This window comes from Peribacillus sp. V2I11 (genome assembly GCF_030817135.1).
Lineage (GTDB): Bacteria > Bacillota > Bacilli > Bacillales > DSM-1321 > Peribacillus > Peribacillus simplex.
Genome location: NZ_JAUSYW010000001.1, coordinates 3,176,245 through 3,200,910, shown reverse-complemented (window position 1 = coordinate 3,200,910; position 24,666 = coordinate 3,176,245). Strand labels below are relative to the sequence as shown.

General features: G+C 36.9%; 20 protein-coding genes, 2 pseudogenes and 1 riboswitch. Of the genes and pseudogenes, 4 read left to right on the top strand and 18 right to left on the bottom strand.

The annotated features are described in order from the left end of the window. Both paiA and QFZ73_RS15565 read right to left on the bottom strand, forming a co-directional pair. On the bottom strand, positions 1 to 519 hold the full coding sequence (gene paiA / locus QFZ73_RS15570; RefSeq protein ID WP_307267782.1) for a spermidine/spermine N(1)-acetyltransferase: 519 nt from the start codon (positions 517 to 519) through the stop codon (positions 1 to 3). Positions 520 to 540: 21 nt separating this feature from the next. Continuing rightward, complete coding sequence (locus tag QFZ73_RS15565; protein WP_251437973.1) at positions 541 to 993, bottom strand: MarR family winged helix-turn-helix transcriptional regulator; 453 nt, start codon at positions 991 to 993, stop codon at positions 541 to 543. A 115-nt stretch (positions 994 to 1,108) separates the two neighbouring features. On the opposite strand from QFZ73_RS15565, the gene QFZ73_RS15560 reads away from it, so the two are divergent. From QFZ73_RS15560 to QFZ73_RS15545, 4 genes and pseudogenes are all read left to right on the top strand, one after another. Then, positions 1,109 to 1,753, top strand: coding sequence for a YczE/YyaS/YitT family protein (locus QFZ73_RS15560; RefSeq protein WP_251437974.1), 645 nt, complete (start codon positions 1,109 to 1,111; stop codon positions 1,751 to 1,753). A gap of 294 nt (positions 1,754 to 2,047) precedes the next feature. After that, positions 2,048 to 3,379 carry an IS1182 family transposase gene (locus QFZ73_RS15555; RefSeq protein WP_373458940.1) on the top strand — a complete coding sequence of 444 codons (1,332 nt, stop codon included), beginning with the start codon at positions 2,048 to 2,050 and terminating at the stop codon, positions 3,377 to 3,379. Positions 3,380 to 4,732: 1,353 nt separating this feature from the next. Continuing rightward, positions 4,733 to 4,843: riboswitch (SAM riboswitch) on the top strand. A gap of 103 nt (positions 4,844 to 4,946) precedes the next feature. After that, positions 4,947 to 5,180, top strand: a pseudogene (locus QFZ73_RS15550) (ABC transporter permease); the annotation flags it as partial. A gap of 14 nt (positions 5,181 to 5,194) precedes the next feature. Then, positions 5,195 to 6,034, top strand: coding sequence for a MetQ/NlpA family ABC transporter substrate-binding protein (locus QFZ73_RS15545; RefSeq protein WP_251437976.1), 840 nt, complete (start codon positions 5,195 to 5,197; stop codon positions 6,032 to 6,034). 690 nt (positions 6,035 to 6,724) lie between these two features. Here QFZ73_RS15545 and QFZ73_RS15540 read toward each other — a convergent pair. The 16 genes and pseudogenes from QFZ73_RS15540 to QFZ73_RS15465 form a co-directional block, all read right to left on the bottom strand. Beyond that, positions 6,725 to 7,894 (bottom strand): serine hydrolase domain-containing protein, encoded by a 1,170-nt coding sequence (locus tag QFZ73_RS15540; protein ID WP_251437977.1) that lies wholly within the window; start codon positions 7,892 to 7,894, stop codon positions 6,725 to 6,727. A 708-nt stretch (positions 7,895 to 8,602) separates the two neighbouring features. Continuing rightward, positions 8,603 to 9,034 (bottom strand): annotated as a pseudogene (locus QFZ73_RS15535) (IS110 family transposase); the annotation flags it as partial. A gap of 64 nt (positions 9,035 to 9,098) precedes the next feature. Next, positions 9,099 to 9,281, bottom strand: a complete 183-nt coding sequence (locus tag QFZ73_RS15530; protein ID WP_251437978.1) for a hypothetical protein — start codon at positions 9,279 to 9,281, stop codon at positions 9,099 to 9,101. A 206-nt stretch (positions 9,282 to 9,487) separates the two neighbouring features. After that, on the bottom strand, positions 9,488 to 10,864 hold the full coding sequence (locus QFZ73_RS15525; protein ID WP_307267773.1) for a M1 family metallopeptidase: 1,377 nt from the start codon (positions 10,862 to 10,864) through the stop codon (positions 9,488 to 9,490). 244 nt (positions 10,865 to 11,108) lie between these two features. After that, a complete protein-coding gene (ltrA, locus tag QFZ73_RS15520) occupies positions 11,109 to 12,374 on the bottom strand; it encodes a group II intron reverse transcriptase/maturase (protein ID WP_307267768.1) in 1,266 nt (421 codons plus the stop codon). Between the two features lie 43 nt (positions 12,375 to 12,417). Then, positions 12,418 to 12,573 (bottom strand): hypothetical protein, encoded by a 156-nt coding sequence (locus QFZ73_RS15515; protein ID WP_307262143.1) that lies wholly within the window; start codon positions 12,571 to 12,573, stop codon positions 12,418 to 12,420. A 691-nt stretch (positions 12,574 to 13,264) separates the two neighbouring features. Next, positions 13,265 to 13,801 carry a DinB family protein gene (locus QFZ73_RS15510; RefSeq protein ID WP_307267765.1) on the bottom strand — a complete coding sequence of 179 codons (537 nt, stop codon included), beginning with the start codon at positions 13,799 to 13,801 and terminating at the stop codon, positions 13,265 to 13,267. A 489-nt stretch (positions 13,802 to 14,290) separates the two neighbouring features. Then, the gene (locus tag QFZ73_RS15505) at positions 14,291 to 15,487 is read right to left on the bottom strand and encodes a macrolide family glycosyltransferase (RefSeq protein WP_307272808.1); all 1,197 of its coding nucleotides are present in this window, start codon (positions 15,485 to 15,487) and stop codon (positions 14,291 to 14,293) included. A gap of 405 nt (positions 15,488 to 15,892) precedes the next feature. Continuing rightward, positions 15,893 to 16,447: a hypothetical protein gene (locus QFZ73_RS15500; protein ID WP_373459011.1), complete on the bottom strand. Its 555-nt coding sequence runs from the start codon at positions 16,445 to 16,447 to the stop codon at positions 15,893 to 15,895. Between the two features lie 1,136 nt (positions 16,448 to 17,583). After that, the gene (gene plsY, locus QFZ73_RS15495; RefSeq protein ID WP_307267760.1) at positions 17,584 to 18,168 is read right to left on the bottom strand and encodes a glycerol-3-phosphate 1-O-acyltransferase PlsY; all 585 of its coding nucleotides are present in this window, start codon (positions 18,166 to 18,168) and stop codon (positions 17,584 to 17,586) included. Between the two features lie 308 nt (positions 18,169 to 18,476). Beyond that, positions 18,477 to 19,385, bottom strand: a complete 909-nt coding sequence (locus tag QFZ73_RS15490) for a PhzF family isomerase (RefSeq protein WP_307267757.1) — start codon at positions 19,383 to 19,385, stop codon at positions 18,477 to 18,479. A gap of 175 nt (positions 19,386 to 19,560) precedes the next feature. Further along, positions 19,561 to 19,839, bottom strand: a complete 279-nt coding sequence (locus QFZ73_RS15485) for a hypothetical protein (RefSeq protein WP_307267754.1) — start codon at positions 19,837 to 19,839, stop codon at positions 19,561 to 19,563. A gap of 482 nt (positions 19,840 to 20,321) precedes the next feature. Next, positions 20,322 to 21,596: an IS110 family RNA-guided transposase gene (locus tag QFZ73_RS15480; protein ID WP_307267751.1), complete on the bottom strand. Its 1,275-nt coding sequence runs from the start codon at positions 21,594 to 21,596 to the stop codon at positions 20,322 to 20,324. Between the two features lie 208 nt (positions 21,597 to 21,804). Then, a complete protein-coding gene (ltrA, locus tag QFZ73_RS15475) occupies positions 21,805 to 23,067 on the bottom strand; it encodes a group II intron reverse transcriptase/maturase (RefSeq protein ID WP_307267670.1) in 1,263 nt (420 codons plus the stop codon). Positions 23,068 to 23,110: 43 nt separating this feature from the next. Further along, entirely contained in the window at positions 23,111 to 23,266 is a 156-nt protein-coding gene (locus QFZ73_RS15470) for a hypothetical protein (protein WP_307263198.1), read from the bottom strand. Between the two features lie 455 nt (positions 23,267 to 23,721). Continuing rightward, positions 23,722 to 24,576, bottom strand: a complete 855-nt coding sequence (locus QFZ73_RS15465) for a helix-turn-helix transcriptional regulator (protein WP_307267748.1) — start codon at positions 24,574 to 24,576, stop codon at positions 23,722 to 23,724. Positions 24,577 to 24,666: the final 90 nt, after the last annotated feature.

The window sequence follows — 24,666 nt, the reverse complement described above, 5'->3', positions numbered from 1 at the left end:
TTATATGAGTGTTTTGGTCATTATAAGGTCCATTTGTTCTTCATCACCCATAAAAAAGGAGTGGGCTCCAGTTTGAACAAACCCCAGTTTCTTATAAAAGGCAATAGCATTTTCATTTTTTTCCCATACGCCTAGCCAGATTTTCTTTTTATTACTTTCCATCGCAATTTCCATAGCTTTATTTAGCAGATATTTACCAAGCCCATGTTTTTGAAATTTTTTCTTTATATAAATCCTCTCGATTTCAAGTGATTCAGCACCCATTTCTTCAGACTGAGCATCATTGGTATTGACCTTTAAATATCCAGTGACTTCATTATCAAAATAAACAAAAAAGAATTGCGAAGAAATATTGGATAATTCTATTTCTAATTGTTTTAAGTTAAATGCCCTTTCCAAATAGACATTCATATTTTCGGGTGAATTCTGATGCTTAAATGTCTCATTAAATGTTTCATAACTAATTTCTTGAAGTTTGCATGAATCTTCAAGGGTACACTTTTTTATATTTATAGTCATATATGTCGCTCCTTTATATAATCAATAATTTCTCTTGTTTCCCTTTTTTACAAATTCCCAGTCTTTTTCTATATTTTTTCTTACTCTTTTAAGAAGGTTGAAAATGGTTTCTACTTCTCTTTCGGAAAATCCCTCTAATGCAACGATATTGGAATAATCATTTTCTCTTTTTATAAAAGGATAAACATTTTTCCCTTTTTCTGTTGGAAAGAGTTTGTTAATTTTTTTGTTATGTTTATCTTCTTTCTTTTCAATAAAGCCATTAATTTCAAGTTTTTTTATAGCACGAGCCGCTGTTGTTCGATCTACTTTTATCATCTCAGCTAACTTTTCTTGAAAGATTCCTGGGTTTTCACATATTCGCACAAGGTACAAATACTGCCCTTTTGTAAGGTCATATTCTTTAAATTCTATATTACTTATAGAATCTAATGCCCTTGCAATCATTCCAATTTCACGAAGAATTTCATTCATAATTTACTCCTTAATACATATTTTTGTTGCAAATGCAATAAAAATGTCATATATTAAATTTAACCTAACTTTGTTGCATTTGCAATAAAAAATAATGATAAAGAGGTCGAGTAAAGTGAAATATGTTTTTTATGTATTAGGAATTTTAATATTAACCCTTGGTATTTCTTTCACTATACAATCAGACCTTGGAACTTCACCTTTTGATGCACTTTTGGTAGGACTGTCCATAAATGTGGGGCTTACTGTGGGAAGTTGGGAAATAATAATAGCTTTAATATTGATAGGTTGTAATTCATTATTAAAAAGGCAAAGACCAGAAGTTTTGGGGTTGTTAACAGCATTTATAACGGGTATTGGTATTGATATGTGGCTTTTTTTATTGCACAATTTGATAACACCTGAACTATGGTACAGCAAATTTGTTTGTTTTGGAATCGGCTTAGTTGTTATAGGATTAGGAACTGCAACATATTTACACACAAATTTTGCACCCATTCCAGTTGACCGATTAACATTAATCATACAAGAATTAACTAGAACAAATATATTATTTTCGAGAACATTCATTTACCTCGTATTCTTGATAATGGCCATGATTTTACATGGACCCATTGGCGTTGGAACTTTATTAACCGTTTGTTTAGGGGGGCTAATACTTAATTACTTTATGCCATTTACTGAAAAAGTGTTAGACCGCATATTAATACACTCTAGTACATCACCAAATTATGATAAAGATAAAAAGCATTCAATATAGAATGCTTTCAGACTGTAGACAAACTCGATGAAAATCGAGTTTGTCTATTTTTATGGCTTGTACAATTTGGACGTTGATTTCCACTCCAGGCACTCGCTTTCCGCGGGCGGTCGGGAAGCCTCCTCGGCTTTCGCCTGCGGGGTCTCCCCTAGACGCGCTTTTCCCGCAGGAGTCTCGTACCTTCCGTTCCAATCAACTTTGTCTTACCTTTTAGATAGAACACTTTTGCCTGGAGTCATTTTTGTTTTAAAATAGAAGTATTAAAACTTGAGGTGATGAGGATGCTTTCTAAACATGATTCTATTCAGCGAGATTACTTTAGATCAACTGGTGCCACCGAACCATTTGGTTCGTAAAATGGAGGCTGCCATTGACTTCACTTTCATTTATGACTTGGTGAAAGATATGTATTCAGAGGTAGGACGCCCAAGTATTGATCCAGTTATTTTAGTTAAACTGACTTTCATTCAATATACCTTCGGTATTCGTTCCATGCGTAAAACGATTGAAGTAGTTGAAACCAATATGGCTTACCGTTGGTTCTTAGGCTATGGTTTCCATGATAAAGTACCTCATTTCTCTACGTTCGGGAAAAATTATGAGCGACGCTTTAAAGATACAGACCTATTTGAACAGATTTTCTATCGCATTTTAATGACAGCTGCTAATAAAAAGTTAATAAGTGCTGAACACGTTTTCGTGGATTCCACACATGTGAAAGCCAGTGCGAATAAACGGAAATTTGAAAAGAAAATCGTTCGTAAAGAAACACGAGCGTATCAAGGACGTCTTCAAGAAGAAATCAATCAAGATCGTGAAAACCATGGAAAAAAGCCTTTTCCACTAGATAAATTTGATAAAGAAGAGACCAAAGAGATTAAAGAAAGTACAACGGATTCTGAGAGTGGCTACTATGTGAAAGATGAACGAACAAAACAGTTTGCCTATTCATTCCACGCGGCCGCAGACCGCAACGGTTTTGTATTGGGAACGATTGTAACACCTGGAAATACACATGACGGTCAGATCTTAGAGCCACTAGTTGAACAAGTGATTGAGAAAGTTGGAAAACCGGAAGCCGTTGCCGCAGATGCAGCTTATAAAACACCAGCGATTACAAGCTACCTATTTAACAAAGAAATCATACCGGCTTTACCTTATACACGTCCTCGCACCAAAGAAGGATTTTTCCGCAAACAGGACTATGTATACGATGAACATTTTGATTGTTACCTTTGCCCTTCGGGCGAAACTTTAAAGTACTCAACAACAAATAAAGAGGGCTATCGCGAGTACAAATCGCCAAAACAAATTTGTACAACATGCTCATTTTTATCTCGGTGTACAGAAAGCAAAGACTGTCAAAAAGTGGTGACACGGCATATCTGGCAAACACATGTGGAAGAAGCAGATCATCTGCGTCATCATCAAGATGTAAAACCTATATATGCAAAACGTAAAGAAACGATTGAGCGTGTATTCGCAGATGCAAAAGAAAAGCATGGTATGCGTTGGACTACTTTAAGGGGACTTAAAAAATTGTCGATGCAGGCGATGCTTACTTTCGCTGCCATTAATTTAAAGAAGACGGCCAATTGGACATGGCGAGGTCCAAAAATGGCCTAACATAGTGGGCTCGTAGAGCCCCAATCTCTTAACTTTAGGCGAAAATTCAAAGGGAATTTCAAAAGGGGTTCAGAATTTTTTAATTTCGAACCCCTTTTGTCTACAAACTGAAAGCATTCAATATAGAATGCTTTTTAATTTTCTTGTTCAACTATCCTCCCCCTCTATAAAAATAAGCTGCCTTAAAGACAGCTCTGATCTTCAGCTGACGCCCCCGTTAACTTAAGACCATTCCTTCACAAACTCTTTTTCAACTTAGTAACGATTTACGAAACATTCATTAGAAATATACTTATTAATAAGATTGCCTAATAGGACGGATACGATAAAGGCAGGGAATTTAGTAAATTTGTACAAGCATGTTTTTCTTTTTCTCATATATATAGTAGAAAAAGGAGTGATAAATATGAAATTTTGTCAAAATATATTATGCCGTCATAATCCATTCTGCGGTCATAATCCATTCAGTTGCCATAAGTCATCCAGCTGCGATAAGTCATTCTGCTGCGATAAAGGAAAGGACAAGGGGCATAAACGAAAAACATTATCGTCAATCGGACAAGCATGTCAGACTCGAGGAGAAATAAGTGAGTTTTTAAGAACTTCTATCCTAGGTTCACTCATTAGATTTACTACAACCGCTGAACCATTTACACCTATATTTGCAGAGTTACGAAGTTTTGATGCTGTTACCGGACAAGTGATAGTTAATGACAGGGTAATGGGTAATCTTACTATTAACATCTCATCTATTTGTTCCGTTACAACTGTTTGTTCCGCTACACCGCAACGGATATTTAATGCTTAATAAGACTTTATAGTGGATTGAGAAAAAAATAAAAAACTTCCTAAATGGAGATGGGGGTCAGGAAGTTTTAAATTTCTACAAATCCTGGAATCCTTTCATATTCTTCTCCATTCCAAGTAGGATAAAAAAGACAATTAATTTAATTAATTGTCTTTTTGCTCTGTTGTTACTGTCATAAATGCACGGCCCCTTATATTTCGCGTGGGATCTCTACTGATAAATGGGAACAGTTAATGCTTTATTTTATTTAAAATATTTACTGAAACTAATTCACCTTTCTTAGAAAAACCATCTACTATAGTTCCATAAAACAAAAGATCTTATACGCTTGTCCGTTAGAATCAAGCATGTCGATGATTTAATTGAGGACCTGGAACAAGCAATCGCAAAGGCTACAGGAATAAAACATTTAATGAAATCATCCGTCAATTCACATTAATTGAACAATTTTGTGATTGACACTTCCATTTGGTCATGATAAGATCACTCTCGTACTATATTCACTCTGAATTTAAATTATTTCGTTTAATTGAATATAATGTTTACTCTTATCAAGAGAGGTGGAGGGACTGTGCCCTGTGAAGCCCGGCAACCGTCAGTTAATTAACTGAAATGGTGCCAATTCCTGCAAAGCAATGTGCTTTGGAAGATGAGAGAAAGGATTGTTTAACCAACCTTTCTACTCATGTGTAGAAAGGTTTTTTTGAGGAGAAAAAACTTTCCTTTCCCCTGTATACTTCGGACAAACTAACCTACTAAGAGCTGCGCCCAGCATTAATTTCAGGTCTTACAGTTACAACAATCGCTCTAGTTGGTTATACAGCTATTTCTGGGGTAATTGGTGCAGATGGTTTAGGTAATTTGTTATATCTTGAAGGGTTTCAGCGCAATAATAACGATATAACATTGGTAGCAACTGTATTAATTTTAGTCATTGCTTTTTTCATCCAATTTATAGGTGATATATTTACAACAAAAATAGATAAACGATAAGGGAGAAATGAATTATGAAAAAGTGGATATCAACTTTAGCAGTTTCCTCAGCATTAGTATTAGGTTTAGCAGCTTGCGGTACGTCTAACGGCGGATCAGATTCTTCAGACAAAGAAAAGAAAATCCTTGTGGGTGCATCAAACATTCCGCATGCTGAAATTTTAGAAGAGGCAAAGCCATTATTAAAGGAAAAGGGAATTGATTTAGAAATTAAAACATTCCAAGATTATATTATACCGAACACAGCGTTAGCTGATGAAGAGATTGATGCAAATTATTTCCAACACGTTCCATATCTTAAATCAGTGTTAAAAGAGAATCCAGACTATGACTTTGTAAATGCGGGTGCTATTCATATTGAGCCAATCGGTATTTACTCAAAAAAGTATGATAGCTTAAAAGATCTTCCAAAAAACGGTACAGTTATTATGCGTAATGCTGTAGCTGAACAAGGACGTATTCTATCTATTTTTGAAAAAGAAGGCGTTATTAAGCTAAAAGAAGGCCTCAATAAAACAGAAGCTACTATTAATGATATTGTAGATAATCCTAAAAACTTAACTTTTAATGCAGATATAGAAGGTGGCCTATTACCTCAAATTTATAATAACAACGAAGGTGATGCGGTTGTTATTAATGCTAACTATGCGTTAGATGCAGGGTTAGATCCGCTTAAAGATCCAATCGCTCTTGAATCGGGTGAAGATAATCCATATGGAAACATTATCACTGTACGTAAGGGTGATGAAAATAAAGAGACAGTAAAAGCGTTAGTAGAAGTACTTCACTCTAAAGAAATACAAGACTTCATTACTGAAAAATATAAAGGTGCAGTCATACCTGTATCTAAATAAAAAAACCACCCTTTCATGAACTATATCCCGAATAATGGACATTTCGAAAAAGGTCCCTTATTCGGGGTTTTTCTATGTCTATACACTAGAAAAGCAAAAAATTGGTTTACATAAAAGCAGCTTATTGGAAGCTACCAAAAAACTTAACGCGTAAATACTTAACTAAACTCAAAGCATAGAACCCATCTTTGAAGATGGGCTCTATGCTTTGTAAAAATGTCCTTTTACGAACGGTAGCAGCTATACCGCCCATTTCGGAAATTTTATACACTAAGAGAATTCCAACCTAAAAAGTCGATTTCCTTTACGTTAAGGAATCGACTTTTTTTACTTTTTCTAAACAACTAACGCACCCGTTAGTTTAAGTACAATCTTTCACAAATTGATATCTATCCTTGGAATTTAATACAACAAAAAGGTTCTAGAACCAAAGCCTTTTTTGTTTAATTTACCTTTTAAATCCACCTTCTGAATGAATAATCTAACCTGTAATCCAATCTACTTCATCGCTCATTAGAAATTTAATAGTTTTTGCAACATTTTAATGCATTAACCGTTATTTAAGAAGGAGTTAACTTTTTCTTGCTTAATAGCTAACTGTTTTTAAAAGTAAATTGGGGCTTTTGAACCAGAAAGATATATTTTTAACTATAAAAACTATGACAAAATTTTTCCGTTTTTCCTTTTTGCCTACTTGCTAAATTCAGCAAGTAAAATATTTTTAAAAGGATTAGGACTGTTATCTCTACCCAAACTGTTCAAACTGACGACCAACGTATGCTTGCCTCCAAGTGTACCTCCAGCAATAGTAGAAAACCCTAGAATGCCACCTGTGTGTCCCCATATCGAGACACCATTTGGAAGCTTAGTTTCAAAGATTCCAAGACCATATCCATCAATTCCTGCTCTTCCTGTAGGAACTGTAGTAAGCATTTGTTTTAGTTGCTGTTCCTTCAGTAATTTGCCACGGAGCAAGGAAGAGAAGAATTTATTTAAGTCGTCAGCAGTAGAAATCATATCTCCAGCCGAGCTACCTGCACTTGGGTTATAATAAGTAACGTCTTTTATCTCACTTGCTTCGTCTGGTTGGGAATATCCCCGAGCATGCTTGGTGCCTGGAATAACGCTTGAATTGCCAGGTAGGAATGTATCCGACAATTCTAGCGGTTCAATAATCCGATTTTCAATCTCTTCCGCGTAGCTGTTTCCGGTTACTTTTTCAATAAGAATACCCAGTAATACGTATCCTGTGTTTGAATAAGACCAGCCCTTTCCTGGGACAAAGTCTGGGGGCAGAGAAATCCCCATCTTCACTAGTTCTTCAGCCGTATACGATTTTTTTGTATCCATAAAATCAGCGTCTTTTGACCTTGAGTATTCAGCGATACCACTTGTATGGTTCAATATCTGCCGGATGGTAATCTGTTTACCATTATATCCGTTTCCTTGAATGACACCAGGCAACCATTTTTCGATGGAGTCGTCTAGATTCAAGCGGTTCTCTCCAGCTAATTGAAGTACAACCGTTGCGGTGAACGTCTTCGTCACGCTGCCAATGCGAAAGCGAAAATCTGTTTTCATTGGTTTCTTGGTGCTCAGATTCGCTACCCCAGCGGCATAACCCCACGTTTTTCCATCCTCGGAAGTTTTAGCAAGTATCCCCGGGAATCCAAGTTGCAATGTATCCCGCATTGCTTGCTTGACGGAATTATGATCTCGTTGAGTGCTTGTTTGTAACGAACTAGATACATTATGAGTGGGCTCTACTTTTGCAATTGAGGTTGGCGATGTGTATAGCAGGGAACTTCCAGTTATTAATAGGGCCAGACTTGCAAATGTAATTTGACTACGTTTTTTCATAAGGCATTCCTCTCCTCTATTAATATTGTATAGGTGGTTGCTTGTTGTTCCATATTAATCACACAGCTATACTTTGCATAAAATGACTATCCTCGTCTTCGTCTGCTTCGTCTTGATACTCATCATTCTCATATTTATTTTCAATGTGCTTTTTTATAAGGAATTGTTCCATTTCTTCTACATATGATTTAAAGTTATCTCATTTTACCATAAAAACCCAATAATTAGATTTAAATATCATTTTTCTATTCTCATGGTTTAGTATTTATTGCACAGTTCGAATACAATATGCTTGATGAACTCCCTCAGTTTAATATGATTTTCTCACAAATACTCGCTTATTCGCAGGATTTCATCACCATTGAATATAAGTTCACGGTTAAATGGAGTGATTTCAGGACATGAAGATTTTGTGAAGGCATAGTGAAATAAAGGAGTTGTACAACTCTCCATATTTTACCATATAATGCACATTCTCCACGCCGCCCCTGGAAGCTTTCCCTCTCATTCCTTCGTCATGCCTATCCAAGGGGTGGAGGCCAGTTATGCTATCCTGATGGGTCGGTGCCCTTTTGTTCAAGAAATCTGGCACTCCGTACATATTTGAAATCCTATGAATAAGCCAACATTCGTAAAAAGAAAAAGTCTATGAAAATTAGTTTTTGAAGGTTCCCTTCGAGAACCCTATTAAAAAATCCCCCTTTAAAACTACGCAACCAGTTCAGTTATAGGTTGAACTTTATCTGCACAATAAGACTCGTTTCTGCGTGCTATTCCAACAAATATCCTGGCTAGCTTACCTACCAATTTCATAATCGATTTCATTTTCTTCATTTTTTTCACCTTAACATTATGGGTGTGAATGGCTCGAAATTCCGTGTTATCCATCACAAGGCTCATGGTAGCTAAGTAAAGGAAACGCCTTAGCCTGGACCGCCCTCGCTTAGAAATGACAATTTGGCCTTTCCACTTTCCAGAGCTTGCTTCAGCCAGATGCAACCCAGCGTGCCGAAGTAAAGAATTACCGTGTGAAAAACCACTTAAATCTCCTGCTTCACCTAATATTCCGGCTAAAGAAATTTCACTAATTCCCTTAATGGCAAGAAGCTTCTTGGCAAAAGGTATTTGTTTTAATACATCCTTATTTCAAATCCTTTAGTGCCAAATTTCGTAGCTAATGCACCCGTTAGCTTAAAAATCCAATTTATTTATCATTATCTAAATCATCATCAAGAAAAGACTTTTTATCTTCTTTAATTCCATACTTATTTTCAATAAATTGACCAATTATTGAACTGTTTATTCCTTTCCTTACTGCTGTTTCGATAACTATATATAGAATAAATAATCCAATAATGGCGGAAAAAATTGAAAGTATAATACCCATAATTTTAGCTCTCCTAATAAAATTCATTAATTTAATGTTACCATAAATTAGTAACATTGGTTGGGCTTTTAACATAGCTCTTCTTCAAGTAACCCGCCCCGATAGTTCCATAAAGAAAAAGCTACCTTAAAGACAGCTCTGATCTTCAGCTAAAGCACCCGTTATTTCATTAAGAAAAGAAAATAAATGAGATATATTAAATGACTTTAGTTTAAATTCCCGTTGTTATTCTCTAATAAAATCCAATCTTTAAAATAAACGTCATCTTTTAAGTTCAAATAGTATTTTAAAAATCTCACAAATTCTTGAGTATCTACTTCTTTATATTGATAATGATCATAATAATTTTCGAGAAAATCTTCTGCTTTTAATTCCCCACCATTTTTCCGAAAAACTTTCCAGAGCATTGAGGCAGATTTTCCATAAATATAATTACTCTGTTCGTTAGAAGAGTATTTATCTAATGGTAAGTTTACAGGTAAAGTAAATTCCCTAAAGAGCTCTTCATCAAAGGAAATATCATTACCTTGATTTGCATAAAACAACAAAGTAGCGAGCGTTGTTATACCTTCATCCAGCCAGGCATCGTGATAAGGATCATTACTTATAACCCCATAAAACCATTGATGAGCAATTTCGTGAACGACTGTACGCTTCAGATGTTCAGGACTTTCAAGACGATTATAAATAGAACCAGCTGTTACTACACCTGGATATTCCATTCCTAATTCATCTAAAATAATATCCAGTTGCTTATGAGGATAAGGTCCAATAGTATCTTGAAAGTAATTCATTGCTTCACTAGCAATCTCACTTATTTCTTTATGTAATTCTTTCTTTTCATCAACCCTAAATACTCTTATTGTAATGTCACCTGTCTTCTTTTGTATCACATTCGGCTCCTTCAATAATGAAATATAAAAATCTTTTAAGTTTTCCCCTTCTAAAACGCCTGTACGTTCACTTGGATACCTATCATTATCGCTTGATGAAATTATGGTTAAATCTTTTGGCAATTTGTATTGTATTTTGAAATCACTAAATGCAGTATGATAGGTCTCACCTTTAAACCGATACGCTTCCTTATTCCATTTATGGTTTCTATATGTGGCAATCATAGGATACCATTGTGCTAAAAAATAATTATTTTCATTTTTGGTAAATCTTAAACCCTTCTCTGGAAGAGTGAATTCATACTTAATGTCCACAACTACATTTTGATTTGGTTCTAATTTTTCATTTAAAGGAACTGTTAACGTATCCTTTTCAAGATTGAACTTTACTGTTTTTCCATCAAGATTGATGCTTTCGACTTTAACATTAGATGGTTTTTCTAAGTATGAATTAGTTTCGGTAAACATATTTGGAATAAAGTAAAACATTAACTGTTCCCATTTATCAGTAGAGATATTTTTAATAGAAGTAGTTGAATGGATTTTAAAATTCCCTTCAACATCCATTTCCATATTAATATCGTACTCAGATTCGCTACCTGGAGATAATCCGTTTGGTGAAAACCCTTCCTTATCCTGTTTAAGCGTTGAAGGGCTTGGAAATTTCACATTTTCAGTTTCATATACCATCCATATAGAACCAGTTGCAATTAATAGTAGGCTTATAATAATTAATTTTTTAATCTCTTCACCTCATTTCATTTCGATTTTTAACTACGTAAAGAAAGTACTTCTTCGAAAAAATGTAAAATCCTTCTATTTTCCTTATTCAACTAAACTGCCCCGATAGTTGCATAAAATCGAGTAGGAGGAGGCGCCTAGCCTCCGACCTCTCACACCACCGTACATACCGTTCGGTATACGGCGGTTCAGTTTAAGTCTGACGTAGTTTTGTATATCGTTCATATAGATTTACTAACCCATGATGGAGCCAATAAACATTATTAAGGGTTTTATCTAGAATAGGACTATGCGCTATGCGCCAATAGCCTTTTCTGCTATTTCCCCATTCATAGGCTTTTCCAAATGGGACGCCTAATCCTTTGAGTTTCCTCACCCTCGTTCTTGGCAATTTCCATTGCTTCCATAGGCACATCCTGAGTCTTCTTCGAATCCATGAATCTAAATTCTTCAATACGTTCGGAGTATCAATGAGGGCGAAATACCCCATCCAACCTCTAAGGTATTGCTTTAACTTATTTATTCGGAGTTTCATGGGTATCGGTAATTTTCTCGAGGACATTTCCCTGATTCGTTTCTTTACTCTCTTCACCGTTTGTTTAGCCAGTAGAACCTTCGGGTTCTTCTTTGACTTCGTGAAACTAAAACCGAGAAACGTTCTGTTCCAAGGGCGATCATACTTCGACTTCTCGTAGTTGACCTTTAGCTTCAGTTTATTTTCAATGAAGCTTGAGATATTTCCCATTGCACGTTTGGCGGCTTTTCGTGTCTTCACAAAGATAGTACTGTCATCCGCATACCTTACGAATCGAAGATTGCGTTTCTCTAGTTCTTTATCTAAGTCGTCTAACATGATATTAGATAATAAAGGACTTAACGGACCTCCTTGCGGAGTTCCCTCCTCACTTTTATGAAAAAGTCCGCCTATCATAATGCCTGCTTGAAGGAATTTTCGAATCAGTTTGAGAACTCGTTTATCTTCAATTTCCCGCTCTAACATTCCCATGAGCTTGTCATGATTCACTTTATCGAAGAAGAACTTCTCCAAGTCCATATCCACTACCCATGTATAACCTTCGGTTATATAGGACTTTGCCTTTCGAACCGCCTGGTGCCCTTGTTTGTTAGGGCGAAATCCATAGCTATTCTCCGAAAAGGATGAGTCATATATCTTGGTCAATATTTGGGCAATGGCTTGTTGAATGAAACGGTCTAGAACGGTTGGAATACCCAATAGCCGAACTCCGCCGTTTGGTTTCGGGATTTCGATACGACGGACGGGCTGCGGTTGATAGGTACCCTGTAAAAGGGCAGTTTTCATGTTGTACCATTCGGTTACGAGGTGCGGTCTCAGGTTTTGAACCGGCATTCCATCTACACCATGGCTTCCCTTATTTCTTTCTACACGCTTCAATGCCTGTATTAAGTTTTCCCTCTCTAGTATCTGTTCCATTAACATCGTTGATATCCTTTCTACGTGGATAAATGGTCTATTTGTGCCTTTATCTGCTCCGCCCTTTTGAAGTTCCCCGTGTATTCACCACTTCTTCCTTCAAATAAGTTCCGTTAGGAATTGTTTGCTTCTTCGCAGATAACGAACGCCTAGTATTCATCCTCCTTAATCTGTTCGGTCCTTCCTTATCTTCTCGAGTAGACAAGTACTATGACCTCTGCTGACTTCTGATGATTCAGCTGTCCATCACTGGACAGGTTACCAAGTGTACTTGGCTGTCATCAGACCTCCCCGGGTAAGAGTGCAATCTTTCCCTCCATCTATCTGCTTCATTTACTCTGTACCACCTTCGGCAGTAAGGACTTTGTTTTGTTTCGCAAACTCATCCAATGATACCTAGCCTTATATGAAGTTCGTGTTCCTCAGACCGGAGGTTTGCCGCTTGCTTCCTTCAGATTCCACGTCACCGTGGACACCCTTGCATTAAGCTAACCACTACTACTGCCTTCATGGTTCGGGACTTTCACCCTATAGATTGCACCCATGCCGGGCGCACGAAAAGAGCTGCCTTAAAGAAGCTCCGATTTTCAGCTAACGCACCCGTTAGTTCTATAATGGGTAGCGTCAGGAAAATGCGGATACAACGTTAAGGAAATTTCGATATTAAAAAGCCCAATTTCTCAGCATTAAAATTGAGAAATTGGGCTTTTTTCGTTACTCCATTAAAGCGCCCTTTAACGGAACAATTCTATTCTTCATTCAACAGTTTCATAATCAACCTTCGTTGTAGACTGCTTATTGGTTTAACTTGAATGGCACCCTCTTAGCTCTTTAAACTCCCTCAACTGGGCTCCTGCTGATATTCCGACAGTCAATAACTGCTTCAACAATAAAGATTACTTACTTACTTTTAAAAGAAACTGATCGATACGTTCTTTTTGCCGTAAGTGGTGCCGGAAATGCATTTCGATTAGCTGAAAATATTCCTCTGCATTTAAATATCCCATTCTTCGGTGCTGAACTTTATGGCTGGCCGGAATGTCAGAGAGCTTTCTCTCTATCTCTTGCATTTTCTCAATGATTTGAAGCAGTCCTTCCTTTACTTCTTCTTTTCCTGTAGGATTTGGCGGTGTGAAATCTGGTGTATCCGGACCTTTTAACCTGATTGGAGGAAACGTTCCTTCTTTGAAAATCGATTCGCCTATTTCTGTTTTTTCACCGTCATCGGAAGAAGTAGTGCCATTTACACATTGCTTAATGGCTTTCAAATGAAGAAGAAGGGTGACCTTTATTAAATGATTGTACATTTGTCCTAATGACCATTCATCCTCAGAAGGCTTCCTTGTAAACTCATCTAACGAATATTTACTTAACTCTTCAATATAGTATGTAGCCACCTGTTCGAATCGCTTCAATATCTCTTTTGTATCCAATAGATCTCCCACTTTCTTTATAATTTTCTTTCTCCTTAATGTTGAGCAGTACGTCCCAATGCTAAACTAAATAACATCTTCTGACATTAACTTCGACTTACTTACAAATAATCCCTTCTCTTTTATTCAAGAATATGGCCCTTTAACGGAAAAACTTATTGTCACTCAACAGTTCCTTAATCGATTTTTCAATTCAGATGTTCTTTTTCCTTTTCACTATAAAAAACACCCCTTTGGATAACCATATCCAAAGGGATAAAACAGTGGATTTTTTTTACAAACGGTACAACTTTATTTCAAATCCACACCTATGGATCAAATGAATTCTCTATACAAATCTAATTAACATAATGAGACGTTATAGGAAATGAAATAGGATCTTCATCGAAGAGCCTGTTTATGATTCAATTGACCTGTTACTTCGATAATCTCTTCTAGGAGTGATACAGAGTCAATCGACCATTTTTCTGACTGAACCCCTTATATGCCTTAGGAGATACCAGAACTTACCTTTTTTAAGTACTCATCTATAGCCGTTAGAGCTTCTTTTGCTCCACCTGCTTTTTTAAAGCTATTGCTCAACTTCTTAGCATTTTCCCGATAAGCAGGATTGGACAATACCTGTCGAACGGATTCTTGTAGCTTTTCTATGCTTACTTCATGTGGATCAATTCTAAACCCGGCTTGAAGTTCCTCTAATCGATTAGCGATCATAGGCTGATCTGAGGTCTGGGGGATGACGACAAGGGGCACTTCATAATAGAGAGCCTCACTCGTACTATTCATACCTCCATGAGTAATGAAGACGTCCGTATGCTTTAAAACTTCAAGCTGCGGTAAATATCTACGTACAATGAAGTTTTCCGGTAAAGGCTGCAGCTTGGCTAAATCAGTAGCCATGCCCACTGAAAATATGACTTTCCCCTCAAAGTCCCTAAAAGCCTCTACGCATGTTTGAAAGAAAGATTCAAACCCTTGCAAGACGGTACCCATTGAAATATACAGTACTTTCTGGTCTTTCAGTTCCTCTAACGGAAAATCATGTATTTGCACCCGTTTCGTGATGGAAGGACCGATAAATACATATGAATCATCCATAAATTCTCCACCTGGTTGAAACTCTCTGCTTGTATAGACAATATTCAAATCAGCAGTATTCATCATAAATTGGAGGGGTTGCTTTACCTTCACACCGAAACGTTCCTGGATCCGTTCCGTTATAGTTGAATTTTCTTTCTCCATTTCCTGCGATGGATTTAGAGGAAGACCCCTGCCACTTTCTAGCATTTTCAGGAATTGCTCCTGAGGAATAGCGAAGGAAGATGATGAAGAGATAGAAGGAATGTTTAAATAGTCTTTGACCAGCAGTCCCGCACCAAACGTATCATGATACACATAATCAAATGGGATGGAATCAGCTAATTCTTGAACAATAGCCAAAATATCATAGGAAAGTTTTAAATGGACTTGCATAAATTCATGGATACTAATGACTTTTTGAGGTGTGAATCCTTTTAAATGATTTGGATGAAGATATACATTCGCACCCAAACCTTCAATTCTCTCTTTAAATTCTTCAGTGGTTACGTAATGAACAGAATCTCCACGATCAATTAAAGCTTTTACTACACCAAGAGTCGGATTAACATGGCCCTCAGCTGGAAAGTTTATCATTAATACATTCATCAACTTTCATTCCCCTTTCCAATAATATATAAATCACTCAATCTCTTTTTATGATACAATACCACCCTTATCTTTTTCCGATATAAACCATCATACTTACCTATAAGGGGGTTCCGCCAGGGTCCTACCAACAAAACGCGGAAAACATACTCTAAGCGACATTCGACATAAAAAAAAGCCGATTTCCCTACTCTAAGGAAATTTGGCTTTTTCATCAACTTGAAATAGGTTCTAGGTATACGCTTCCTCAGCACCTGCCCAAGCCCGGAAAGTTTGGCCTTACGACAGCTTGTGCTTGGGTGGCAGTTGCGATAAAACTTACAAAAAAACCACTATTCTCCCATTCCTTCTAAATCGATGAGAGTGATTTTGAAACTCCTTCACCTGGTCATTGGCAATCTCCCGTTACTTGATTTCGATCGCCGAAGCCCGGTTGTCCCAATCCGAAGCCATATTAGCAGTTTTACCATACCAATCGGAGTGTCTAAAGGAGACTCCTCTGCCATACCCTTGAGATGAAGTATGTTCCCACAGCGTTGTCGAATAGCTTGAAGAAGGTGACGCCGTACTTAAGGAGGAAATTCTGTCATTCCAGCTGGAAGACAAGTTTGTAAACCCATCTCTCCAATAAATATAATTCCCACCTTTATATTTATACTCATAGAAATCGGTACAACAAGAACCGCTACCCATGGTAGTGACTTTGTTTTGAAGTCTCTGTTTATCTTTTTCGATAAATGCCTGCAAAGTTTCCCTGCTCGTAAATCCATACGCCAACCAATCGCCCTCTTTATTCTGTTTAGGTAGAACCATGGTTACTTTTATTTCTTTGTTAGATATGTTGCTCACTTTGGCCTGGGAATCCACATCTTTTCCATCCACATTTAAATAGTGGAACGATTTAATCGTATAATCCTTTTCTGCATTCGTCGCGGCCTTCGATACTGGTGTAAATCCCATGACAACGAAAAGACAACATATTATTACGGAAAGACAAAGTTTTACTCGCAATTTCTCCACTCCCATATTATTGAAATTTAGATGCTTTGACCGAAAAAGTGAATCAATGTTGACTGCCCCTGCGTAAATTCTTGACGGAACAGCCGATACCACTTGTACACTAATGGCTGAATTCCACTTTTATTACATACTTCCTCCTTCCTTCTTCGCTCCCAGCCGTTTATACGAAATGTGTCAAAGGATTATTCTCCTCTAGCCTACATTGTATATTATTTCCATACAAGTATATATTTTACTATATTGTGAGTTGGGTAAATAGTTTGACTATACAAAATTCAAGTTGAACTTGACTCCTTTTAAAGAAATTTAAAAGGAGATACTACAATTTAAGCAGTGCCTTCTTTAATAGTAAATCTCAATGACTTTATTGTTTCTTTTCACAACGTACATTTTTTAATTTGTACATCTGCCATCTATGTTCCAAAACTCGTTCTTTTCTGAACACATGTCATGGCGCTTTGAATAAGTCTTTTTTTGTTACCATTCACGTTATAAAACCCTGTTCATTATTCTACGTCCAATAACCTATTAAAATTTATCTTATTTAGATTTGAAATTCATTGATCAAACTAATACAAGAAATCTTGATAACTGAATAAATAGAAAGGGCATGTTTTGAAAAAGAATTAATCAAAACATGCCCTTATACTATTTAATTGGATTATTCTTTTATAAAAAAGATTGATCATTTTTGTGTTCCTTAATCAACTATAGCACCCGTTAGCCATCCATGAAGCGCAAAATCAGCGCTTCACCACAGAGAATGAAAATTTGTCTCTATGTATAATGTTTTAATGGCTGGCGAAGAAGGTCGTTGAACTATGGTGCCTTTGAGCCCATCCGTTAGTCTGACTCCGACGACCACGGTGTATGATTGGAAGTTTTTGTTTAACGATCTACCAAACTCAATCAGATTACTCATAAGGCTCAGCCTTTTTTTTAAAAAGCGTTTTTACTGGGTCTATTTTGTTGTGTTTTTTTCTGGATTTTGAGCTTTTTTAATTTTCATGGGAGTTTAAGTACATTTCTTCACAGCTCTTTAGCTCTTACGAAATAACTTGTATTTTCTGTAAGACTTATTTTTTCTTACCTATTTTGTTTTCAGTTCCTTTTATAATTCTTTTGATATTTTGCCTATGCAAAATTATCACTAATACACTAATAAATAACGAAAGAGCTATAATGACTTTATCCTCAAATATTAGACTATAAATAAATATTGCTATTCCAGCTAACATTGAACTTAGTGAAACATATTTAGAAAGTATCAAAGTTAATATAAATACAACAAAACCAGTCAAAGTACCTAAAGGTGTCAAAAATAATAAAACTCCTGTTGATGTCGCAACAGCTTTCCCGCCTTTAAACCCTGCAAAAACAGGAAATACGTGTCCCAATATGGCTAATAAACCACATATAATGGGGTTAACAGTAGAATTAAATATTTGGGGAAGTATGCAAGCAAATGTACCTTTTAATAAATCAGCAATTGCAACAATTAGTCCTGCTTTCTTTCCAAGAACCCTAAAAGTATTGGTTGCACCAAGGTTCCCACTGCCGTAACCTCGAATATCGGTTTTATAGAATAGCTTACCGACAACTAAAGCAAATGAAATTGAACCAATCAAATAACTTAAAAATAAAGTTAAAATATTGAGCATAATATACCTTTCTTAAACTTAAATTATTCGTATTAATATTCTATTTAATAACCTTATTATACTACTATCCTGCCCCGTTAGTGCCATAAGAAAAAGGCTGCCTCAACAACCTTCCATATTGAAAGAAGAAAACTAATAGTATTTGTAACAAGGAATATTCACTCAACCTCGAGGTAGTTGTAAGGTTATTAAGGGCACAAAATCTAAATACGCTAAATAATATTTATATGGTCCAGTTTAAGCTAACCTGAACCATTAAAAAGCTGCCTTGAGACAGCTTCGATCTTAAGCTAACGCACGTTGAATGGCTATTCAAGTAATAACTCGGACTTAAATACGATTACAGCATTTCCCGCAATCCTTACTTCCTCTGGTTCCTGATTACAAATTTTCACTTGGACATCAATGATACCCGACCGTTTTATAGCTTCGCCCTGCACTGCTTTAAAACTGAATAAAGAATTATCATGTTTGACAAGTCCATGGTGTATTAAGTATGCGCCTAAAGGACCGTTGGCATTACCCGTAACAGGGTCTTCGTTAATACCAATTGCAGGAGCAAACATTCTTCCATGAATTAAAATTTCCGAGTCGGGAGCATTCATCGTAAAAACATAGAAACCATTGCAATTAATTAATCCACTGACTTTTGTAAGTAGATCCATATTAGGGTTTAATTGGTGAAGAAGTTCCGAACTCTTAATTCCAATCATCACCTTGGAATGCCCGGTAGAAACGATTTGTACTGGACAATCTTCTAATAAATCTTTTTCACTAATATTGAGAGCCGTTAATATGTTTTCCAAAGCTATACCATCAATCACCGTTTCAAAACTAATACTACCCTGCGTCATTATAATTTTGTAATCATTATTTTCATTAATCACATCGACTGGTAAAATGCCGGCACCGGTTTTATGATAAACTTTACCTGTATTTAAACTATTTTCAACTGCACGAGCATAGTGGGCCGCAATCGTCGCATGTCCACAGATGGGAACCTCATGTGTAGGCGTAAAAAAACGAATATGTACATCAGATTCACTATTGGCTGATTTAAAGATAAATGCCGTTTCCGAATTGTTAAGCTCTCTTGCAATCCTCTGCATCTCACCCGAAGATAAACCATCTGCATTTGTAATTACACCAGCAGGATTACCCGATAATTTTTCTTTCGTAAATGAATCAATTTGATATAATCGATACTTTCTTGCCATGTCATTTCCCACCTTTAATATAGTGAATTTCCGGTCCTTTATACTATCTATAATTCTTATTATATTAAATATTACCCCGTTAGCTCCACAAGAAAAAGAGTGATCGTCACAGCTCTTTAAAGAACTATTGCACCTGTTAGTTCCATAAAAAATGTTCCAAACCACCATATAAATGCTATATCAAAAATACTACGAACCACATAAACGCAATACCAAAATTTAATAACATCTGCCTCTTATTTTCCTTATTTAAAAAACTTTCAAATCCATCTATTATTGAACCAATTCCTAATAAAAGATATATATTTTTTATGAAATTAAAATCAATAATTATACATAATATTAAAATTAAGCCCATTGCTATTATCATTAAATATCTAATCAGTATAAATGGTTTAGTACTTTCTCTTTTTTCAAAAAGCAATCCCATTACATATTTCAACTTATTTGACACTAAATTTCCCCCATAAACTACAAACTGAATTTAATAAACTATACCATAAAGCAAACGGGTCTTCTTCAACTCCCTCAGTTTGATGCGAATATCTCTCGAATGCTCACTTATTCGCAGGATTTCATAACCCTTGTAATTAGACTTACGGGTAAATGAAATGAGTTCAGGTCAGTTAGGATTCGTGAAGGCATAGTTAAATAAAGGAGTCAGCTACCACTCCATATTTTACCATATAATGCACATCTCCACGCCGCCCCTGGAGGCTTTCCCTCCCATGTCTCAACGGGTCAATTGCCCTCTCATTCCTTCGTCATGCCTATCCAAGGGGTGGAGGCCAGTTATGCTAACCTGATGGGTCACAGTGCCCTTTTGTTTAAGAAACCTGGTACTCGTACATATTTGAAATCCTACGAATAAGACAACATTCAAAATTAAAGTTAACTATTTTTAATGATACATTCTATATAACTAATGTTTTATTTCTATGCTGCTAAAGGGATTAATACTTGGACTTTATTTGGACAATAAGACTCGTTTCGTCGTGCTATACCTACAAAAATCCTTGCTAGTTTACCTATCAGTTTCATGATTGATTTCATTTTCTTTATCTTCTTTACCTTCACATTATGGGAATGGACGGCTTTAAACTCAGGGTTATTCATCACAAGGCTCATAGTTGCTAAGTAGAGGAATCGTCGTAGTCTTGACCTTCCACGCTTTGAAATGACAATCTGACCCTTCCATTTGCCTGAACTTGCTTCAGCTAGATGTAATCCCGCATGCCGTAATAGAGAGTTTCCGTGAGAGAAACCACTTAGATCTCCTGATTCACCCAGTATCCCAGCTAATGAAATTTCACTTATTCCTTTAATCATAAGTAGTTTTTTTGCAAATGGGATTTTGTAGAGAACTTCTTTAACTTGTTGTTCAACTCTTTCGAGTTGTTTGACAGCGAGGTCATATTCCTCTAATAATTGTTCTAAATGGAATTTATAAGCATCAAGAGCTTGTCCGGTCCCAATAGAGGATTTTGCTAGATTGATTAGTAATTGAGCCTTCTTGGGTCCTGGTTGTCGTTTCATTAAAGACTTCCAACCCCTCATGACATCTAGTGTTTCTAGTGAAGATATTTCATCCGGTGTAGGAAATAAACGAAGAGTTGCGATCGCCCCTTTGCACGTTACATCTTTAAACACTTGTCTGAGTTCAGGAAAGACCACATCCACCCATCGATTTACTTGATTAATAGACATCACGAGACGTTTAACAATCACATCACGATTAGACATTAGAACTCTAAGCTTCTCAAAGGATTCTGATGATGGGCGAATAAAGGAATAGTAGCCGTTTTTGACCATATCCGCGATAACGAGCGCATCTTTTTTATCACTCTTAGATTGGGTATTATCACGATTCTCTTTATTCCTTTTTACTAAGTGGGGATTGACTGTTACAACCTCAATGTTTTGGTTATATAACCATTTTGAAAGGTTAATCCAGTAATGGCCTGTAGGCTCCATACCTACTATTGCTGCATCTAAGTTTTTTAATCTTTTTAAATCATGAATCCATTTTAATAGTTTAAGGAACCCTTCTTCATTATTTTCAAATGTAAGAGGGTCTCCAACTACAATTCCACGGAAGTTAACTGCTCTTGCAACATGTAGTTGTTGAGCGATATCCACACCAACAATAAGGTGTGTATCGGAAATTCTTTCTATTAGTTGATTTTGTTTGTCTTGCATTTTAAAATTCATAGTAGGGCTTCCTCCTTAAGACTCTGAGTTAGATTGGACTCTATACTCGTATCTTACTGAGGGGCTCTATTTTTTTCAAACCTGATATTTAACAATCTACAGGAATGCTAACCTGCCCCGATAGTTCCATAAAATCGAGTAGGAGGAGGCGCCTAGCCTCCGACCTCTCACACCACCGTACATACCGTTCGGTATACGGCGGTTCAGTTTAAGTCTGACGTAGTTTTGTATATCGTTCATATAGATTTACTAACCCATGATGGAGCCAATAAACATTATTAAGGGTTTTGTCTAGAATAGGACTATGCGCTATGCGCCAATAACCCTTTCTGCTATTTCCCCATTCATATGCTTTTCCAAATGGGACGCCTAATCCTTTGAGTTTCCTCACCCTCGTTCTTGGCAATTTCCATTGCTTCCATAGACACATCCTGAGTCTTCTTCGAATCCATGAATCTAAATTCTTCAATACGTTCGGAGTATCAATGAGGGCGAAATACCCCATCCAACCTCTAAGGTATTGCTTTAACTTATTTATTCGGAGTTTCATGGGTATCGGTAATTTTCTCGAGGTCATTTCCCTGATTCGTTTCTTTACTCTCTTCACCGTTTGTTTAGCCAGTAGAACCTTCGGGTTCTTCTTTGACTTCGTGAAACTAAAACCGAGAAACGTTCTGTTCCAAGGGCGATCATACTTCGACTTCTCGTAGTTGACCTTTAGCTTCAGTTTATTTTCAATGAAGCTTGAGATATTTCCCATTGCACGTTTGGCGGCTTTTCGTGTCTTCACAAAGATAGTACTGTCATCCGCATACCTTACGAATCGAAGATTGCGTTTCTCTAGTTCTTTATCTAACTCGTCTAACATGATATTAGATAATAAAGGACTTAACGGACCTCCTTGCGGAGTTCCCTCCTCACTTTTATGAAAAAGTCCGCCTATCATAATGCCTGCTTGAAGGAATTTACGAATCAGTTTGAGAACTCGTTTATCTTCAATTTTCCGCTCTAACATTCCCATGAGCTTGTCATGATTCACTTTATCGAAGAACTTCTCCAAGTCCATATCCACTACCCATGTATAACCTTCGGTTATATAGGACTTTGCCTTTCGAACCGCCTGGTGCCCCTGTTTGTTAGGGCGAAATCCATAGCTATTCTCCGAAAAGGTTGAGTCATATATCTTGGTCAATATTTGGGCAATGGCTTGTTGAATGAAACGGTCTAGAACGGTTGGAATACCCAATAGCCGAACTCCGCCGTTTGGTTTCGGGATTTCGATACGACGGACGGGCTGCGGTTGATAGGTACCCTGTAAAAGGGCAGTTTTCATGTTGTACCATTCGGTTACGAGGTGCGGTCTCAGGTTTTGAACCGGCATTCCATCTACACCATGGCTTCCCTTATTTCTTTCTACACGCTTCAATGCCTGTATTAAGTTTTCCCTCTCTAGTATCTGTTCCATTAACATCGTTGATATCCTTTCTACGTGGATAAATGGTCTATTTGTGCCTTTATCTGCTCCACCCTTTTGAAGTTCCCCGTGTATTCACCACTTCTTCCTTCAAATAAGTTCCGTTAGGAATTGTTTGCTTCTTTGCAGATAACGAACGCCTAGTATTCATCCTCCTTAATCTGTTCGGTCCTTCCTTATCTTCTCGAGTAGACAAGTACTATGACCTCTGCTGACTTCTGATGATTCAGCTGTCCATCACTGGACAGGTTACCAAGTGTACTTGGCTGTCATCAGACCTCCCCGGGTAAGAGTGCAATCTTTCCCTCCATCTATCTGCTTCATTTACTCGTACCACCTTCGGCAGTAAGGACTTTGTTTTGTTTCGCAAACTCATCCAATGATACCTAGCCTTATATGAAGTTCGTGTTCCTCAGACCGGAGGTTTGCCGCTTGCTTCCTTCAGATTCCACGTCACCGTGGACACCCTTGCATTAAGCTAACCACTACTACTGCCTTCATGGTTCGGGACTTTCACCCTATAGATTGCACCCATGCCGGGTGCACGAAAAAACTGCCTTAAAGACAGTTCCGATCTTAAGCTACGCACCCGTTAGCTTAATAAGAAAAAACACCCTAGATGGCATTTTTCGGCACAGTAAATATGCTGGTTTATGAACTTTCAATGGAGATTTTCTTCATTAATCGTTTTAATTTATCTTCTGTAGCTGTTCCCTCTACTGGTGTATAGATACTGCACCTTAATTCCATGTCCCCCTGGACTTGGAGAGAAGTTAAATTAAACAGCATCTTTCCGGCTTTAGCATGTCTAAATTCAATCATCATTTCTGGAGCTTTACTCACTTGACTTTCTTGCCATAAAGATTGAAATTCTGGGTGAGAATTACTCATTTCTTTAATAAATAGGTTATACCATTCATCACCTAAGTAGTGACCATAATAGGCACGAAAAATGGCAAGAAATCCTTTAACAAAATGCTCCCAATTCACAGCTAATGCTTTTAATTCTTTTCTTGTAAATACTAGATTGATCAAATTTCGTTGGTCATCTGGGAGTTGTTCAAAATCTAAAAATACATGAGCAGCAGCATTGTTCCAGCCTACAATATGACAATGCCGATCTGTAATGATAGTGGGGCAATACGTTAACTCAGCTAAAATTCTTTCCAAAGAAGGACTAAGTTTTGGCTGATCCTTCTTTCGATGAATAATGGATGAATTCACTTCTAAAGCTAAATCATATAGATACTCTCGTTCATCATTATTTAATTGTAGAGCAGTAGATATGCAATCCAATACGCTTGTAGAGACCTTTATATCCCGACCTTGCTCTAGCCACGTATACCAAGTAGTACTAACTCCCGCCAAATGTGCAACTTCTTCTCTTCGTAAGCCAGGTGTTCTTCTCCGTGTACCAGCAGGTATACCTATAGATTCAGGCTTTATTTGGGATCGCTTCGTTTTCAAAAATGAAGACAAAGCTTCAAGTCTGGTTCTATCATTCATTTCTAAAACCTCCATCATAACAATTTAACCTAGTAGTTATTATACCAGGATAAACACTCACTTGTAATAGGATAATCCCGAAGTATAATA

Excerpts from the sequence above, each read along its gene's own strand:
- paiA (WP_307267782.1), bottom strand. The coding sequence starts at position 519 with ATGACTATAAATATAAAAAAGTGTACCCTTGAAGATTCATGCAAACTT.
- QFZ73_RS15565 (WP_251437973.1), bottom strand. The coding sequence starts at position 993 with ATGAATGAAATTCTTCGTGAAATTGGAATGATTGCAAGGGCATTAGAT.
- QFZ73_RS15555 (WP_373458940.1), top strand. The coding sequence starts at position 2,048 with ATGATTCTATTCAGCGAGATTACTTTAGATCAACTGGTGCCACCGAAC.
- QFZ73_RS15545 (WP_251437976.1), top strand. The coding sequence starts at position 5,195 with ATGAAAAAGTGGATATCAACTTTAGCAGTTTCCTCAGCATTAGTATTA.
- QFZ73_RS15540 (WP_251437977.1), bottom strand. The coding sequence starts at position 7,894 with ATGAAAAAACGTAGTCAAATTACATTTGCAAGTCTGGCCCTATTAATA.
- QFZ73_RS15530 (WP_251437978.1), bottom strand. The coding sequence starts at position 9,281 with ATGGGTATTATACTTTCAATTTTTTCCGCCATTATTGGATTATTTATT.
- QFZ73_RS15525 (WP_307267773.1), bottom strand. The coding sequence starts at position 10,864 with ATGGTATATGAAACTGAAAATGTGAAATTTCCAAGCCCTTCAACGCTT.
- ltrA (WP_307267768.1), bottom strand. The coding sequence starts at position 12,374 with ATGTTAATGGAACAGATACTAGAGAGGGAAAACTTAATACAGGCATTG.
- QFZ73_RS15505 (WP_307272808.1), bottom strand. The coding sequence starts at position 15,487 with ATGAATGTATTAATGATAAACTTTCCAGCTGAGGGCCATGTTAATCCG.
- QFZ73_RS15500 (WP_373459011.1), bottom strand. The coding sequence starts at position 16,447 with ATGGGATTTACACCAGTATCGAAGGCCGCGACGAATGCAGAAAAGGAT.
- plsY (WP_307267760.1), bottom strand. The coding sequence starts at position 18,168 with ATGCTCAATATTTTAACTTTATTTTTAAGTTATTTGATTGGTTCAATT.
- QFZ73_RS15490 (WP_307267757.1), bottom strand. The coding sequence starts at position 19,385 with ATGGCAAGAAAGTATCGATTATATCAAATTGATTCATTTACGAAAGAA.
- QFZ73_RS15480 (WP_307267751.1), bottom strand. The coding sequence starts at position 21,596 with ATGAATTTTAAAATGCAAGACAAACAAAATCAACTAATAGAAAGAATT.
- ltrA (WP_307267670.1), bottom strand. The coding sequence starts at position 23,067 with ATGTTAATGGAACAGATACTAGAGAGGGAAAACTTAATACAGGCATTG.
- QFZ73_RS15465 (WP_307267748.1), bottom strand. The coding sequence starts at position 24,576 with ATGAATGATAGAACCAGACTTGAAGCTTTGTCTTCATTTTTGAAAACG.